Consider the following 17,397-nt stretch of genomic DNA (forward strand, 5'->3'; position numbering starts at 1 on the left):
AATCAATGCAGATGAAAAATAACCGATAAGTTTAGAATCTTTTTCTGGTAATGTTTTGGAGTTTTTGGAGATGTCTACAGGCAATACAGGCATCAACAATCCCAAGGTTGTGCCAGCTACAGCGGAAACATTCAAGCCTTTAATCCAAAAATTGAAGGTCATTCTATCTTCCTGATGCTTGAGGTCTATTTTTTTAGTCATAACATCTCTTTTCCCTCAATGTCAAGAGTATTCTCTCTAAGTATTTATCGCTTTTTGATGACAATCCCGAGATGATTTACTCGTGACTTTACATAGTAAGAATTTATCTCTATCCGCCAAAATAATAGCGGTCGGTATAAAGCTTTACGGTTGTTCAGGTCCCTGAGATGTACAATAATAAGTTAAGAATTAAGCATTGTTTTAATTGCTTTAAGTTAGTAATAATTTCCAGCAAATTCAGTTAAAGAAACAATCAGCAAAAAAGGGAAACTTTCATGCTAAACCGGATTTTTCAGTTAATCTTTTATGGGAAAAAGGGCCAATTTGCAGGGATAGGAAACCTAAATAATGCTGATAAGGGATTCAAAAATTTGGATATTATTCCCTGATTATCCACGAACGATCGCTCCTTTGATTGCTTGGCGATCGCGCCTATCCTACCCGGGTTTTTCTAAGTTTTGGAAGAACCGGCGATCGCTGAGTAAGATTTGTAAGGAAATCTGTCTACTGCCCGCCCTATAAAGTGCTTCATAAACAGGATTAAGAGTATTATAAATAAGGGGGAAAGTTGTAACATCTGGGCATGACCCCCACCCTGCCCTACTTTGAAATCTGTTCCGCAAGTCGTGGCAGTTTTCACCCTAATTATGACTTCCTCCAAATGTGGTGTCGGATCCGGTACAATTTTTAAACGTAAGTCTTATTTTCCGTACAGTAATGCCGCTAACACGGGTCCCTATTCCTCCATGCTTTCCCCTTATTTTATCAGTCCGGCTGTCTCTTCCTCTAGGTTTTACCTCAGATTGCTGCTGACGTGTTCCTGTTGAGGCAATCGTTATAACTATCCCACCCACCCACCTCTCTCTGATGCAGTCTCTTGTACCCCCTAAACCCCAATGACCCAATTTTCTGTATCCTCTAACTCGAAACCCCCTTAACCCAGTAATCCCAATGAAGTTAATTCACCCAGTTTTATTCAGTCTCATTGCGGTATTCACGGACGTTAATTTATCTCTCGCGCAAGAAATTTCCCCCGCTGCGGATGGGACGGGCACCCAAGTTCAATGGAATGGAAATCAATATGATATTCAAGGGGGGACTCTCTCTAAAGATGGCGTCAATCTGTTTCACAGCTTTGATAAATTTGGGTTAAATCCTGGAGAAATTTCTAATTTTCAATCCACCCCTCATCTTCAAAATATTCTGGGACGAATTATCGGAGGAAACCCTTCAGTTATCAATGGATTAATCCAAATTTCGGGGGGAAATGCTAATCTATTTTTAATGAATCCCGCTGGAATCCTGTTCGGACAAAATGCTCAATTAAATGTATCCGGAGATTTTTTTGCCACTACAGCAACGGGAATTGGATTTGATAGTAATACTTGGTTTAATGCAACGGGTTTTCAAAATTGGCAGGAGTTAGTCGGAACCCCAGTGCAGTTTGCTTTTGACTCTTGGAAACCGGGAAGCATTGCCAATTTTGGCCGGATGGAATTACAACCGGGTCACGCACTGGTTTTAATGGGAGGGACTGTTCTCAATGCGGGTATTCTGTCTAGTCCTGGAGGAAATATTACCCTTGCGGCAATCCCCGGACAACATCGGGTTCGCCTCTCTCAAAGCGGACATTTATTAAGTTTAGATCTGGAGATGGGAACATCGAGAACTCTAACGGGAAGTGGATTGGCATCACTCCCTAATCCCCTCTCACTTGCGGAATTACTCACCGGGGGAACCCTAGATAATGCGACGGGGGTAGAAGTCAATGCGGATGGGACGATCGCTCTCACAGGTTCAGGAATCAGTCTGAATGCTGAAATTGGGGATGCGATCGCCTCGGGAACCCTTGATGTCAGCGATCACACGCCTGATCAGTCGGCATTACCCAGCATTACTATTGTAGGCGATCGCGTTGCGGTCCTAGATGCGGCGATCGATGCTTCCGGAATTGATGGCGGTGGTACAATCCGCATTGGTGGTGACTTTCAAGGCAATAACACAATTCCCACCGCCACTCGCACTTTTGTTAGTGCCAATACCATCATTCATGCCGATGGACTCTCTATCTCTGATCCACCCGGAATCACAAATTCCCCTTCTCCAGCACATGGAGGACGAGTGATTATCTGGTCCGATCAAACCACTCGCTTCTATGGACAAGTCACTGCCCGAGGGGGTTCTCATCCTGCTTACTTATCTCAAAATGGGGGATTTGTAGAAATATCAGGACAGGAATTTTTAGACTTTCAAGGGACTGTCAATACCCTTGCACCTTATGGCACATCGGGAATTCTCTTACTGGATCCGACAAATATAGAGATAGTCAGCAGTACCGAGAATACAGCTAATTTGTCTGACGTTGATGCCTTTGCAGACCCGGATTTGGGTGAACCCACGGCGATCGCGGTAGACTTGATTAATAATGCGACAACCCATGTCATTCTGCAAGCAAGTGAGGACATTACCTTCAATACCGCGATCGCCATTCAAACCCCTGGGGTCGGATTGACTGCGGAAGCGGGAAATCAGATCGCCGTCTATGGTAATATTCAGACCAATCAGGGAGACATTACCCTCACCGCAAATCAATCACAATCAGGAAATGGGGGACTGTTCATTGATAGCAATGCGATTCTCTCTTCCAATGGTGGCAATATCACCTTAACGTCAAATCCTGGAACTAATGGGATTCAAACGGGTGAGATTATCTCTAGTGGCGGAGATGTTTCCCTCACTTCTTCTGGAGATATTGAAGTCCTGGCGATTGATGCCTCGGGAGGCACTAACGGTAGCGGTGGCAGGATTGAAATCAATACGGGGGGATTTTTTCGGGCAACGGGAACTTTGCGCGATCGCCTAGATATTCCCACGAGTCTTTATACTGCTGATGCCAATGGCAACGAGGCGATCGTCATTCGGCATGGCGGGGATAGCGAAACCCCCTTTATTGTAGGCGATGCCAGAACCAATGGAACTGTCGGCGGCATTTTTACTGGAACTGAACAACTCAACGGTATTCTCTTATCCAGCGATCGCACTCAAGGCAACATCGCCATTCTCTCCAATTTCGCACCACCACCAACGGGAGAAACCCAACCACCACCACCAACGGGAGGAACTCAACCGCCACCACCATCAGGAGGAACTCAACCGCCACCGCCATCAGGAGGAACTCAACCGCCACCGCCATCAGGAGGAACCCAACCACCACCACCAACGGGAGGAACTCAACCGCCACCACCATCAGGAGGAACTCAACCACCACCGCCATCAGGAGGAACTCAACCGCCACCGCCATCAGGAGGAACTCAACCACCACCACCGGGAGGAACTCAACCGCCACCACCGGGAGGAACTCAACCGCCACCGCCAGGAGGAACTCAACCGCCACCGCCAGGAGGAACTCAACCGCCACCGCCAGGAGGAATGCAACCACCACCGCCAGGAGGAATGCAACCACCGCCACCAGGAGGAATGCAACCGCCACCGCCAGGAGGAACTCAACCACCGCCACCAGCAGGAACTCAACCACCGCCACCAGCAGGAGGAATGCAACCGCCACCACCAGGAGGAATGCAACCACCGCCACCCCCTCAACAGCAGCAACTTGGACAAGTGCAACCCAATGGCAACCTCGATCTCGTAAACAATCCAACCCCAGCGATCGCCCGTCCTAATGGTCCGGAGAGTGTTTCTGCACCCCCTATTTTGACCCTAGAACCCCTCTCCCCTCCCTCTGGACTGGGGGTACAATCGCCCATCGCACTTACCCCGGCTGGCCCAAATCCCAGCAATCCAGGGGCGATCGGTCCGCAACCTGCACCCACTACTCCTGCCTCACAACCTCCCCGGGAAAATTCCCCTTCCCCAGGCGGCAATCTGCCACCGGGACCAGTTGCACCCCCACCCATCCCTATGAATGTGGCAACTATTACCCAATCCCTAGAGGTGGGAAATGTCAGCAATGCTGTCTTACAACTCGATCGCCTTCAGGATCAGCAATTTGCCAATTACTTAGGCACCGATCTGTCTCAACAACCTCTCCAATCCACGGAAAGCATTCGCGATACCTTGGAAAAAATTACCCAACAAACCAACACCAAACCCGCGATCGTCTATACGTTATTATTGCCGGAACAATTAGAACTTGTGGTTGTAACAACCGAGGGAACTCCCATTCGGAAGACGGTTCCAGAAGCAACTCGGCAAGCAATCTTGCAAGCGGCATTTGAATTACGTCAGCAAATTGCTAATCCTCGCTTCCGGAATACCACCCAATATTTAATCCCGGCACAAACCCTGTATCGATGGTTAATTGCTCCCATTCAAGAAGAATTAGCGGCGCAAAATATTGATACCTTACTCTTTAGTATGGATGCCGGATTGCGGAGTCTTCCCATTGCCGCTTTACATGATGGGGAAAAATTTCTGATTGAACAATACGCGATCGCCCTGATTCCCAGCATTAGTTTGACCGATATGCGTTACATTCCCCTTCGTAACAGTCGCGTTTTAGCAATGGGTGCAAGTCAATTTACCCAACTCAATCCCCTCCCTGCCGTCCCCTTAGAACTCTCCACCATTGCCGAACAACTCTGGCAGGGTCAAGCATTGCTCAATGAATCTTTTACTCGCACCAATTTAATTGCCAAACGCCAAGAATATCCTTATCAAATTATCCACTTGGCAACTCATGCCGAATTTAACCCCGGGGGACAAAAGACTTCGTTTATTCAACTCTGGAATGAACAACTCTACCTAGATGAATTACGAACCCTAGGATGGAACAATCCGCCAGTTGAGTTATTGGTACTCAGTGCCTGTCGGACTGCCGTCGGTGATGAAACTGCCGAATTAGGATTTGCCGGTTTAGCACTCGCTGCCGGGGTTAAATCGGCTTTGGCTTCTTTATGGTATGTGAGTGATGAGGGAACTTTGGCACTGATGACCGAATTTTATCAATATCTGGTAGAATCACCCATCAAAGCTGAAGCGTTGCAAGAAGCTCAATTATCTCTCCTCCGGGGAGAAGTCAAAATTGCTGAGGGTGAACTACGCGGGACTGGGGCTTTACGCGGCGTACAACTGCCTGCTGATTTAGCAGGAGTAGAGAATACTGATTTATCTCACCCTTATTATTGGGCCGGATTTACCATGATTGGTAGTCCCTGGTAGTGATATAATACCAGTAATATCATGTTGGGTCGCTCACTTCCACTGACCTAATCCCCCAACCCCCTTCCCTTGAAGGGAAGGGGGAGAAGAGGAAGAACTGTTTTTTGAGGTTAATCCCTCGGACTTGATATAATAAGGAGGCGATCGCCATCGAGGATAAGGGGATAATTCTCACTAACCCGAGTGAGGGCAATGGCTGAATCCTAAAAGGGATCAAAATTCACACTGAGGTGTCAAGAAACCTGGGGGCGATCGCATCCAGGGCAACAGGGTCAACAAATTTCGATAAAATAATAAAATAGGAGTTTGCCCTGCCCGAGCAACACTGCCATGTTAAATCCCAATTTGGATGAAATCCAGCTAAACTCAGACGATTACGAACGGTATTCCCGTCATTTAATCTTACCCGAAATAGGCGTAGAAGGGCAAAAGCGCCTGAAAGCCGCCAGCGTCCTTTGTATTGGGACCGGAGGTCTCGGGGCCCCCTTGCTGCTCTATTTAGCGGCTGCCGGGGTCGGAAGAATTGGCATTGTTGATTTCGATATTGTGGATACCTCCAACCTGCAACGGCAAGTTATCCACGGGACCTCCTGGGTGAACAAACCCAAAATCGAATCCGCTAAACACCGCATTTTAGAAATTAATCCCTTCTGCCAAGTTGACCTCTATAACACCCGGATCAGTGCAGAAAATGCCCTAGATATCCTCAAACCTTACGATATTGTCGTAGATGGCACCGATAACTTCCCGACGCGATACTTAGTCAACGATGCCTGCGTCTTGTTGGATAAACCGAACATCTATGGTTCCATTTACCGCTTTGAAGGTCAAGCAACGGTGTTTAATTATCAAGGCGGTCCCAACTACCGCGACTTGTACCCAGAACCGCCACCGCCCGGACTGGTCCCATCCTGTGCTGAAGGGGGCGTTTTAGGCATTCTCCCAGGGATTATTGGGGTGATCCAAGCCACAGAAACCGTCAAAATCATCACGGGCACTGGAACTACCCTCAGCGGTCGGCTCTTGCTTTATAATGCTTTAGATATGAAATTCCGAGAGTTGAAATTGCGGCCCAATCCCGTTCGGCCCGTGATTGAAGAACTGATTGATTATGAACAATTTTGCGGAATTCCTCAAGCAAAAGCAGCGGAGGCTCAACAACAAATGGAAATTTCAGAAATGACCGCTACTGAACTCAAGCAATTGATGGACAGTGGTGCAACAGATTTTGTGGTGATTGATGTTCGCAACCCGAACGAGTATGAAATTGCTCAAATTCCGGGTTCAGTTTTGGTCCCGTTAGGGGATATTGAACAGGGGAAGGGAGTTGATAAGGTGAAAGAATTGGCAAATGGTCATCGGGTGATTGCGCATTGCAAAATGGGCGGGCGATCGGCTAAAGCCTTGGGAATTTTGAAGGAAGCAGGCATTGAAGGAACCAACCTCAAAGGTGGAATTACCGCCTGGAGTCAAGAGGTGGATCCGTCGGTGCCGCAGTATTAAGGAATTCAAAAATTCCGGCTAGAATACAGGGTTTTTTGATGGAGTGCGATCGCCCTCAAAAATAGACTTTTTGCCCAATTCGGGTTCGATACCCCTAACCTTCCTTAACAGCGCCAATCCGCTTAAGACTATTCTGCAAGCGGTCTAATCACTGGGGCGATCGCACCTACAAAAAACCCCCCAGAGGGCCTGGAGGGGTTCAAAATGTGACATGAGGGCATGATTTTTAGATGTAACCCATCCCTACATTCATTCAGCGATCTTAGAATGAATGCAAGGATTGAGGTCCGGTGTACTTAACTCTGACATAAGGACCAAACCACACTAAATGCGCCGAAGGTATTAGAAGGTGTCAACGCTCTAATCCAGTGGCATTGCTTGCGTCCAGCTAGTGATTAATATATCCAAGGCATATTACGTTCCTATGAAATGGGTATGAAGTTTGCATGACAGTAACTAGCAATCCTCAGTCGGTTTGAGCCTGACTCTAGTCTAAAAATAATCCGGGCGATCGCCAACAAGATTAAGCATTCTTTGGGTTAGGTTGAGATTCTCCTGAAGGTTAGTATGGGTAAATCTCTAACTTTGTCAACTATCTTCAGATAAATTTTAACTTGATCCCCCTAGGGAATTAAGCATTTTTTCAAAAATGCGGATTTAATCTGCGAATCGGGAAAACTAAAAAGAGAAAGGACATAATCCAGTAGGATCAACCCCAATACCTTAAAACTATCATTATTGAGGAGAATGCTATGCTAGGCCCCACGTCTGAAGCCCAACGACATCAATCCACCTCCCTTGAAGGGTCAGCCACTCCGTCTCAAAGCTACCGAACCGACTCTCGGACCCCAGTTTGTCGTCCCAATGATTGGGAGAAAGAAGAAATGGAAATGGAGAAAATGCTGCGGGATCTTCCCGATCGCCTATCTTCCTTAGAAAGCTTCCGCGAACGGTCTACTGGGTGGTAAACTTATCAGTCAATTAACTGGAAAACGTTTGATTTTTACAAACTCTTGCGATCGCTGGCCTCCAACGTACCTGAGTGCCGCCCTATTTCAGGGCAAAATGATACCCTTGATCGCCAATTCCACCGATAAAACTGCTTTTCGTCTTTGCTTCCACCTGGGTTGCGTATTTCTGATTTCTGTTCCTGTTGGGTAGCACGCCTGAAACCCCAACAGGACAAGATTTCAACCCCCTATCACCTAACATTTCCCAGAATTTCCACTTTTTATCCCTACAGCCAACCGCTCCAATTTCGGCCAGGGAAGTACAATATTTAATTCAGAGTTGTAGTAACGCCTGAAGTGGTTACTACGAATATTGAGTCCTAAAGGTGAAACTACATGAACCTGCCATCTTCCCCATTAAACCGAACGGAATGGAATGCGGAACTGTACGATCTCAAACATGGTTTTGTCAGTCAGTATGGAACTGATTTATTAGAACTCTTGCAACCTAAAACAGGCGATCGCATCCTAGATTTAGGCTGTGGTACAGGTTATCTCGCCCAACAAATTGCCAATGCTGGTGCTGAAGTCATCGGCGTGGATCAGTCTGTAGCAATGATTACTCAAGCGCGTCAGTCCTATCCCCACCTCACATTTCAGGTCAAGGATGGCGAAAAATTAGACTTTTATGAACAATTTGATAAAGTCTTTTCTAACGCTGCACTCCACTGGATGAAAGCCGCAGAAAACGTCATTGAGGGAATTTTTAAATCCCTCAAACCCGGTGGATTATTCGTGGCGGAATTTGGCGGCAAAGGCAATGTTCAGCAAATTATTCAAGCTTGCTATCACAGCATAGAATCAGCGGGTTATCCCGTGGATATCACTCTCAATCCCTGGTATTTTCCCAGTATTAGTGAATATACCACCCTCTTAGAACAGAGAGGGTTTGAAGTTGACTTGGCTCAATTATTTGACCGTCCCACTCCGTTAGAAGATGGGGAAAATGGATTAAAAAATTGGATTTTTATGTTTGGAAATCGGTTATTTATGAAAATTCCACAGGAAGCGCAAGAGAGAATTTTAGCCGATATTGAAACTCAACTATCCCCGCAATTGTATCAAGAGGGGACTTGGTTCGCGGATTATAAACGAATCCGAATTAGAGCACAAAAATTAGGATAGCTTCCTAAAAAAATCCCACGGTTTACTACCGTGGGTGAGGAGTTTTAACGGGGATTTCCGCTATGCGATGCCGCTTCGATTCGGGAGAATCCAACAGAGTAAAGGGCAGTAAATGATGCTGAACATCGTTATAACGAGCAGAATCCATAAGCTGTTGATAATTTCAGGAGTCATGGTTTTATCTGGCGTCCCATCCCCTCTGGAGTTTAATCAGAGTAGATGCTTGCCATCCTCGAATTCAATAAGGGTTTTAGGGTATCTGATTTAATTATCGCCGATCGCCTCTCCATTTGTAGTAAAAATTACATAAAACTTTATATATTCATGATAAGCAGGGAGCAAATCTACTTATTTTTCCGAGCTATAAAAATCGCCCTCCCCCGATCGCCGGAAGAGGACGAGTTTCCCCACCAAGGGACCCCATTTCGATTAAGTGCGGGCTAACAAAGGAGCTGCACCAAGTAGGGTTTTGGTATAGGGATGCTGAGGATTGGTGAAAATCTCGCGGGTGTTGCCGAGTTCTACAATTTGACCCGAATTCATCACCGCAATGCGATCGCAGAAAAACCGCGCTACCCACAAATCATGGGTAATAAACAAATAAGTTAGGTCAAATTCCTGCTTGAGTTCCAACATCAACTCCAATACCTGAGTTTGGACGCTGGCATCTAACATACTCACCGGCTCATCACAAATCAGTAACTGAGGCTGGGTAATCAAAGCGCGGGCGATCGCGACTCGTTGCTGTTGACCCCCGGACAAATCCGAAGGATAGCGCTCATAAAAGTCTGCTGCTGGAGTTAACCCTACCCGTTCCAACATCTTCATCACCAATTGTTTAGCTTGCTCTGGCGTGGCTAAATGATGAATAAACAACGGGTCAGCAATGCTTTGTCCTACCGTCATCATCGGATTAAGACAAGCGTGAGGGTCTTGAAACACCATCTGGATCTGTCTGCGTTGTTGCTGCATGGACCGCCGGGACAGTTGAGTGAGTTCCTGACCTAAAAATTCCACCTGACCCCCTGTAGGGGTCACCAGTTGTAAAATTGTGCGAGAGAGGGTACTTTTTCCACAGCCGGATTCTCCCACTAACCCGAGAATTTCTCCTTTGTAAATCTGTAAATTAACTCCATCCACCGCTTTAATCGTCTGGCTTTGTTTCCCCGACAGCCAGCGATCGAGTAAGTTAGTTTCTAAGGTATAATGCTGCTGTAAGTCTTTCAGGGAAAGTAAAGGAGTGGATTTGAGGTCGGGAGGGGTTTCTACCGCATCCGGGTCGATCGCCTGAATATGTAAGGCAGCTTTCAGCAGAGATTGTGTATAGGGATGTTGGGGATTAAACAAAACCTCTTGAGTTTTGCCGGTTTCTACCATTTCGCCTTTATACATGACCGCAATGCGATCGCAATATTCCCCGACCATTGCCAAATCGTGAGAAATCAGCAACAGGGCCAAATCCCGCTCCCGACAGAGACGAGTAAGTTCCTGTAAAATTTCCGCTGAAACCGTCACATCTAAACTGGTAGTCGGTTCATCGGCGACAATTAACTTGGGATCGAGCAACAGTGCCAAGGCGATCGCCACCCGTTGGCGCATCCCCCCACTAAACTCATGAGGATATTGAGACCATCGCGCTGCTGGAATCTTAACCGCCTCCAAAGTGGCGATCGCCTTGTCCTTAGCCTGTTTCCGGCTTAAATTCGGTTGATGAGCGTTTAGAGTCTCTATACAATGATCTCCTATCGTCATCAGAGGGTCTAACCTCGTCATCGGGTCTTGGAAAATCAGGGCCACGGCTTCCCCTCGAAACCGGCGCAACTCCGATGGGGTTAAATCAAACACAGACTGACCCTTAAAAAAAACTTGTCCCTCCACCAAGCTAGAAGGAGGCAACAATCGCATCGCTGCTCGTCCTAAAGTAGACTTCCCGCAGCCGGATTCTCCCACCAGTCCCATCCGTTCCCCCGGTGACAGGGTAAAAGATACCCCATCCACCGCCCAAACCGACTCACTCCCACCCCTACCGCGTCCGGTAGGGTAGGCAACTCGCAGATTTTCTACACGAAATAAAGCGTCATTCATGGTTGTTGGTTGTTGGTTATTTGATGGGAGACGGGAGATGGGGGAGATGGGGGAGATAGGGGGGATGGGGGAGATAGGGGGGATTGACTTAAGTCCTTAATCCCCCCTTCAACGTCAAGACTTCAGTCGTTTTCTCTCCCCATCCTCCCCATCCTCCCCATCCTCCCCATCCTCCCCATCTCCCCCATCCCCCCCATCTCCCCCATCCTCCCCATCCTCCCCATCTCCCCCATCCTCATTGCGGTTTATCAAAGCGCCGCATTAAATAGGCTACGCCGAAATCGCCATTGGGGTGTTGTTCGAGAACTTCCGCGAGTTCAAAGACCATTTCCGCAACGTCTGGACCTAATTTTTCGATAGTGGCATCCCGTTCTTTTTCCGATTGAAGGGCCGCTCGCACTCGGGCTTGCCATTCCCCCGAAAAAATCTGTTCTAGGCTATCATGGAGTTCTAGTTCTTCGAGGATTTCCCATTCCCCGCGATCGCACCAGAACCCACCGCAACTGGGACAGCGTTCCACATAGAACGGGTTTTTTGCCATTACTTTGGAACGGGAAAGATAGCGATTACATTCGGGACATAATCCCGCTTTCATGTCCGTCTCAGGGGGCATAAAATGGGTGCCGACTTCGCGAGCGACGTAGGTTGGGGGAATCATCTGCCGACGTTGCTGCGATCGCCAGGGTTCGTAGTCGGTTGAGGAAATCCAACTGCCTTGACATTCCGCGCAGTGCTTGACGGGGAGATCCCCGGACAAAAATCCATCGACTAGGGTCTCATTCTTATCTTTTGGGCATTGCATGGCTCTTTCTTTCCCGGTTACACCTTCAAAAATGGGACTTGGAACGAATGGGGGCTAGACAGTCCAGGAGGGGCGATCGCGCATCCGGACTTTAACCCTGGCCCCTAGAATTAATTAGGGGCGGGAATCGACAAAATGGCTTCGCAGTAGCCGATACAACCCTTAAGGCGATCGCGGACCTCAGACCAGCGTCGCTCACGGGTCTCCGCTTGTCGGGCCGAGACTAAAAATATCACGTCATTTCCCAACAAACGGATCTGCTTATGCAGTTCCGTTTGAAACGACTGCACCAGGGATACCATACCGGGTTCTAGCTCATCCATCCCTAAGCTCAAGATTTGATCCTGAAACAATTGTTGTATTTCAAGTGTACTGGCTCGCACCGTCGCTTGATCAGGATTCGGCCCATTGACCGTTTCAGACAATTGGCTTAGTGCTTGCATCAAATTTTGATAACACTGGGTATGAAGATCCGGCAGCATAAGTTGAAGAAAGTTGTCTATATTAATAAAGTAGGCAATCCGTACAATTTAATAAAACTTTAACTTAGATATAAATTGCAAGCCTGAGCGATGCAGAGTGTCTTGCCCGATGTCAACAGCTAGGGGATTTACACATTTCCGGCCCACCTCGCAATAAAGACCCTGCACCCTCAGCTACAAGCTCCTCATTTCCGGGCTTTCTGTATCTGAAGATACAATAAATGCCCTAAAATTGATCAATCTTCTCAAGTTCACCCTATTGTTAATCCTTCAGACAGTCTTATGATAATGAATCCCGTTGCGCCAACCTGCTCTTTTGATGTCGAGATTCCCGAATGGCTACAAACCTGTTTAATCTCCTATAACGAATCTCCAGACTCAACCCACCCCGATCTATCCCAGAACGATAACTCCCTGATCTGTCGGGCGTTTGAATTTGCCTATCAACTCCATGAATGTCAGCGACGCAAATCCGGCGAACCTTATATCATCCATCCGATCGCCGTTGCCGGACTGCTGCGGGAACTTGGCGGTAGCAGCGCCATGATTGCCGCTGGGTTTTTGCATGATGTGGTCGAAGATACCGAAGTCACCCCAGAAGAAATCGAAAAGCGCTTTGGGACCGAGGTCCGCCAACTGGTCGAAGGGGTAACCAAACTCTCAAAATTTAACTTTTCCAGCAAAACCGAACGACAGGCAGAGAACTTTCGCCGGATGTTTCTAGCGATGGCCCAAGATATCCGAGTCATCGTCGTTAAACTCGCCGATCGCCTGCATAATATGCGCACCCTAGAATCCCTCGCCGATGTCAAGCGTCAGCGCATCGCCTTGGAAACCCGCGAAATCTTTGCACCTCTAGCCAATCGCCTGGGGATCGGTCGGTTTAAATGGGAACTCGAAGACCTCGCCTTTAAATATCTCGAACCCGAGTCCTACCGACAGATGCAAGATCTCGTCGCTGAAAAACGGATTGATCGCGAAACCCGACTGAATAAAGTCACCGAAACCCTGCGACTGCGCCTAGAAGAACTGGGGATCGGTTGTACCGAAGTTAGTGGACGTCCCAAGCATCTGTACGGGATCTATCAAAAAATGCAGCGCCAGAACAAAAAATTTGAAGAAATATACGACGTCGCAGCGGTGAGAATTCTCGTGCAAAAAAGCGAAGAATGCTACCGTGCCTTGGCGATCGCCCACGATGCGTTTCGTCCGCTACCCGGTCGCTTCAAAGACTATATCGGCCTGCCTAAACCCAACCGCTATCAATCCTTGCATACCGTCGTTCTCGGACCGACAGGCAGGCCCATTGAAGTGCAAATCCGAACCGTGGAAATGCATCACGTTGCCGAGTATGGGATCGCCGCCCACTGGAAATATAAAGAAACCGGATCCAGTCACAGTAAACTCAATAACGATGATGAGAAATTCACCTGGTTACGGCAGCTATTGGAATGGCAAAGTGACCTCAAAGACGCTCAAGAATATCTGGAAAATGTTAAGGATAATTTATTTGATGAAGATGTCTATGTTTTTACCCCTCAAGGTGATTTAATCTCATTAAAACAAGGCGCAACCCCAGTAGATTTTGCCTATCGAATTCATACCGAAGTCGGTAACCATTGTGCAGGGGCGCGGGTGAATGAGCGACTGGTCACCTTGGATACTCCCTTAAATAATGGGGATATCGTTGAAATTCTCACCCAGAAAAATTGTCACCCGAGTTTAGATTGGCTGAATTTCGCGATTACGACTACCGCCAAAACCCGAATTCGCCAGTGGTACAAGCGATCGCATCGGGATGAAAATGTCCAACGGGGTCGGGATATGTTGGAAAAAGAACTGGGCAAAAATGGATTTGAATCTTTGCTCAAATCGGAACAAATGCTGCAAGTGGCTCAACGCTGTAATTACCACAGTGTAGAGGATTTACTCGCCGGAGTCGGCTATGGGGAACTCACCCTCAATCAAGTGGTGCATCGCCTCCGGGGTGAAGTCACCGATCGCCAAACTTTAGCCCAAACTCAGCCTTTGTTACTGCCCGGAGTCACCGTCAGGGCCTCTCTTCCCCCAGCACAGACGAAAGGAAAACACCCGATCGCCGGAGTCGAGGGATTGGTTTATCATTTGGCGCGATGTTGTACCCCGATCCCCGGAGAAGCCATTATTGGAATTGTCACCCGGGGCGATCGGGGTATTTCCATTCACCGCCAAGGCTGTTCTAATGTTGAAGGGATCCCAGGCGATCGCCTCGTCCCCGTCAACTGGAATCCCACAGATTGCTCCGAGGGCCGTCCTCAAAGCTATCCTGTTGAGATTTCCATCGAAGTGCTCGATCGCGTCGGTGTACTCAACGATATTTTGTCTCGATTGAAAGATAACAATGTCAACGTCCGCAGCGCCAACGTGAAAACCTACATGGGTAAACCGGCAACTATCGAACTGGGGATTGATATTTGCGATCGCCACCAACTCGAACGCACCTTTAACCAAATTCGCCAAATCAGCGATGTGCTAAATCTGCGACGCCTGAGTAATGCCGCCGATTAACTCAGGGCAATTGATAATTGGTAATTGGTAATTGATAATTGATAATTGATAATTGATATGGGTCATTAGTCATTTTTCCATTATCCATTATCCATTGTCCATTATTCATTATCCATTGTCCATTGTTGTTGAGCGATCGCGCGATCGATTAAGTCGCATCCCTGGTCCACTGACTCCACTCGGGCTAACTGATCCCGTAGCTCTCCGGCACCGTAAAACCCTTTCACGTACCAAGTCAAATGCTTTCGCGCCTGTTGGACTCCGCGATCGCCTTTGTACTCCCACAACCCCCGTAAATGCTCCTTCGCACATTCCAAACGCTGAATGGGAGTGGGTGCAGACAACTCCTCCCCAGTTTTCAGAAAATGGTCAATTTCTCCCACTAAAAACGGATATCCCAAGGTTCCCCGGGAACACATCACCCCATCAGCCCCCGTTTCCTCCAAACAGCGTACCGCCATTTCCACCGAAAAAATATCCCCATTCCCAATCACCGGAATTGATAGCACCTCCTTAACTCGGCGAATCCAGTCCCATTTCGCACTGCCGTGATATCCTTGGTCCCGAGTCCGCCCATGAATCGTAATCATTGCCGCACCCGCATCCTCCATTCCCTTGGCAAAGTCGAGGATATTAATCTCTTGATCAGACCAACCAATCCGGGTTTTCACCGTCACGGGAACTGATACGGCTTTGACTACGGCACGGATGATCGCTTCAGCAGTTTTCGGGTCCCGCAACAACGAAGAACCCCCACCATTTTTGGTAATTTTATTCACTGGGCAGCCCATATTAATATCAATGGTATCGGCCCCTTCTGCTACCGCCATTACTGCCGCCTCCGCTAAAAAATCTGGGCGACAGTCAAAAAGTTGAATACTAATCGGTCGTTCATTTGGGTCCACTTCCATAATTTTCGGGACCTCCTGCAAATAGCGCAAACTGCTCGCTTGGACCATTTCTGTGTACATCATGGAGTCCGGTGCATAGCGACGGACCAGACGACGAAAGACTAAATCCGTAACCCCGGATAAGGGAGATTGCAAGACCCGACTTTTTACGGTGAGGTGACCAATTTTTAGAGGGGTTGCAAGTTTGTTTTGCAATTCAGGAGAAAGAACGAGCATTTTGTATTTCTAGGAGGATAACCATGAAGTTAAGCCGTTCCGGATTCCAGGAAGCGGAGACCCGTTTTACCCCATTTGCCTCGGTTCTTACCTAGGGCGGATAGCGGTTCCTGGACTCATGAGGTACAGCTATTGAGCGCAGTATGTTGGCGACAAGCCAGGGCATGATCACTTACAGCGGGCTGGCTATGGTCAATAGCCAGCTTGATGCTTGCACTCCCAAAATGTAACTCATAACTAGGGGAAAGGCGGTAGCCGTGAATGTCTACAGGCTCTCATTATTCCATGCTAGACTAGAAAAATGGCATGATTTGTCCAGAGGTTTGAGAAGCTTCCGAAACTCATCAAGTGTTGAACCTTAACCCTGGCGATCGCCACTCTTGCCCAGTCCGAAACATTTCCTCTGAATCTGTCCTCTTCATCGGTTTTTTTCCGAAGGATTGAGCATTTAATCTATATTTAGATTCTTTTAAGGTTTTTTCTTTCCTCAAAAATTACCCTTCTCAAGCCAGAATTTAAGCAAAAATCACCCATTTTGTGAAGAAAGGTAAAGCTAGGAAAATGCAAAGAAGGTGTAGAAGAATAATGCCTATCTAGCGATCCCTTCCTCGATTGCGGAACGGAGAGAACCGCTATTGTAGCTAACGATATCAAAGCAAATCCATCCATGCACTGACCAGGAGCATCATTCATGCCAAATCAACCCCGTGATCTTGAATGTGGAGAATATTATCAATCTCATCTGGAGTTAGAACTCTTAGAGCTACTAAACCAGGTAGAAGTTCCTTACCCTTGGAACCCGACCGGGATTGAGACTGAAGCGTATTTTGCCACTGTAGAAGCGTCGGTTGAACCCTTGTGGTTGACTGACGAAGCTGAGTTTGCACCGCAAGCCCAAACGGCGATCGCCGCTTTTGAGAGACTGTGGGCCGCCCATCCCTCGGAAACCTCCGTAGTGGAGAAAGTTAAAGCCGCTTTACGGCAAAAGTTTGGGACCCAAGTGCCTTCAATCTGGTTAGAGGCGATCGCAGATCGCGCTCAAACCCTCACCGCTGGAGAAACCTCGATGGCTCACCGCTTAGTCCAATGTGTCAGCGAACTGCTGCCGCAGTGGACTCCCGACGATTTACAGGTTTTAGCCAGACCCTTTGCCTATGCCATGCGAGGCGAGTCCCTCGACTCCACCGTAACTACGATCAGCCAGAAAACCTGGTCGAACTTATCGGAGATTGAAAAAGCCCGCCTCAGTTTGGCGATCGCCCGTTATGCCGTATCTGAATTAGAAAATTTTTCGGCATAAATAAACCGGGGGTGTTATTTTAATCGTCTTGCACTCA

Annotated in this window: 11 protein-coding genes; 6 read left to right on the plus strand and 5 right to left on the minus strand. The window is 47.8% G+C overall.

What is annotated here, in order from left to right:
* On the minus strand, positions 1–201 hold a 201-nt coding region (locus NG796_RS14975; protein WP_261207650.1), incomplete at its 3' end, for a hypothetical protein.
* A 951-nt stretch (positions 202–1,152) separates the two neighbouring features.
* Here NG796_RS14975 and NG796_RS14980 point away from each other — a divergent pair.
* From NG796_RS14980 to NG796_RS14995, 4 genes are all read left to right on the plus strand, one after another.
* The gene (locus NG796_RS14980; RefSeq protein ID WP_261207651.1) at positions 1,153–5,379 is read left to right on the plus strand and encodes a CHAT domain-containing protein; all 4,227 of its coding nucleotides are present in this window, start codon (positions 1,153–1,155) and stop codon (positions 5,377–5,379) included.
* 330 nt (positions 5,380–5,709) lie between these two features.
* A complete protein-coding gene (moeB, locus tag NG796_RS14985) occupies positions 5,710–6,882 on the plus strand; it encodes a molybdopterin-synthase adenylyltransferase MoeB (RefSeq protein ID WP_261207652.1) in 1,173 nt (390 codons plus the stop codon).
* A gap of 752 nt (positions 6,883–7,634) precedes the next feature.
* The gene (locus NG796_RS14990; RefSeq protein WP_261207653.1) at positions 7,635–7,850 is read left to right on the plus strand and encodes a hypothetical protein; all 216 of its coding nucleotides are present in this window, start codon (positions 7,635–7,637) and stop codon (positions 7,848–7,850) included.
* 378 nt (positions 7,851–8,228) lie between these two features.
* Entirely contained in the window at positions 8,229–9,017 is a 789-nt protein-coding gene (locus NG796_RS14995; RefSeq protein ID WP_261207655.1) for a class I SAM-dependent methyltransferase, read from the plus strand.
* A 429-nt stretch (positions 9,018–9,446) separates the two neighbouring features.
* On the opposite strand, the gene NG796_RS15000 is transcribed toward NG796_RS14995, so the two are convergent.
* From NG796_RS15000 to patD, 3 genes are all read right to left on the minus strand, one after another.
* A complete protein-coding gene (locus tag NG796_RS15000) occupies positions 9,447–11,102 on the minus strand; it encodes a dipeptide ABC transporter ATP-binding protein (RefSeq protein ID WP_261207656.1) in 1,656 nt (551 codons plus the stop codon).
* A 235-nt stretch (positions 11,103–11,337) separates the two neighbouring features.
* Positions 11,338–11,904: a zf-TFIIB domain-containing protein gene (locus tag NG796_RS15005; protein WP_261207657.1), complete on the minus strand. Its 567-nt coding sequence runs from the start codon at positions 11,902–11,904 to the stop codon at positions 11,338–11,340.
* Positions 11,905–12,014: 110 nt separating this feature from the next.
* Positions 12,015–12,386 carry a heterocyst frequency control protein PatD gene (gene patD / locus NG796_RS15010; RefSeq protein WP_261207658.1) on the minus strand — a complete coding sequence of 124 codons (372 nt, stop codon included), beginning with the start codon at positions 12,384–12,386 and terminating at the stop codon, positions 12,015–12,017.
* 282 nt (positions 12,387–12,668) lie between these two features.
* On the opposite strand from patD, the gene NG796_RS15015 reads away from it, so the two are divergent.
* Complete coding sequence (locus NG796_RS15015) at positions 12,669–14,933, plus strand: RelA/SpoT family protein (RefSeq protein ID WP_261207659.1); 2,265 nt, start codon at positions 12,669–12,671, stop codon at positions 14,931–14,933.
* A gap of 101 nt (positions 14,934–15,034) precedes the next feature.
* Here the strand turns inward: NG796_RS15015 and dusB are convergent, their stop codons facing one another.
* Entirely contained in the window at positions 15,035–16,060 is a 1,026-nt protein-coding gene (dusB, locus tag NG796_RS15020) for a tRNA dihydrouridine synthase DusB (protein WP_261207660.1), read from the minus strand.
* A 691-nt stretch (positions 16,061–16,751) separates the two neighbouring features.
* Here dusB and NG796_RS15025 point away from each other — a divergent pair.
* Positions 16,752–17,360, plus strand: a complete 609-nt coding sequence (locus NG796_RS15025) for a hypothetical protein (RefSeq protein WP_261207661.1) — start codon at positions 16,752–16,754, stop codon at positions 17,358–17,360.
* Positions 17,361–17,397 lie beyond the last annotated feature (37 nt).

Origin of the sequence: Laspinema sp. D2d (genome assembly GCF_025370755.1) — a bacterium.
Taxonomy (GTDB): domain Bacteria; phylum Cyanobacteriota; class Cyanobacteriia; order Cyanobacteriales; family Laspinemataceae; genus Laspinema.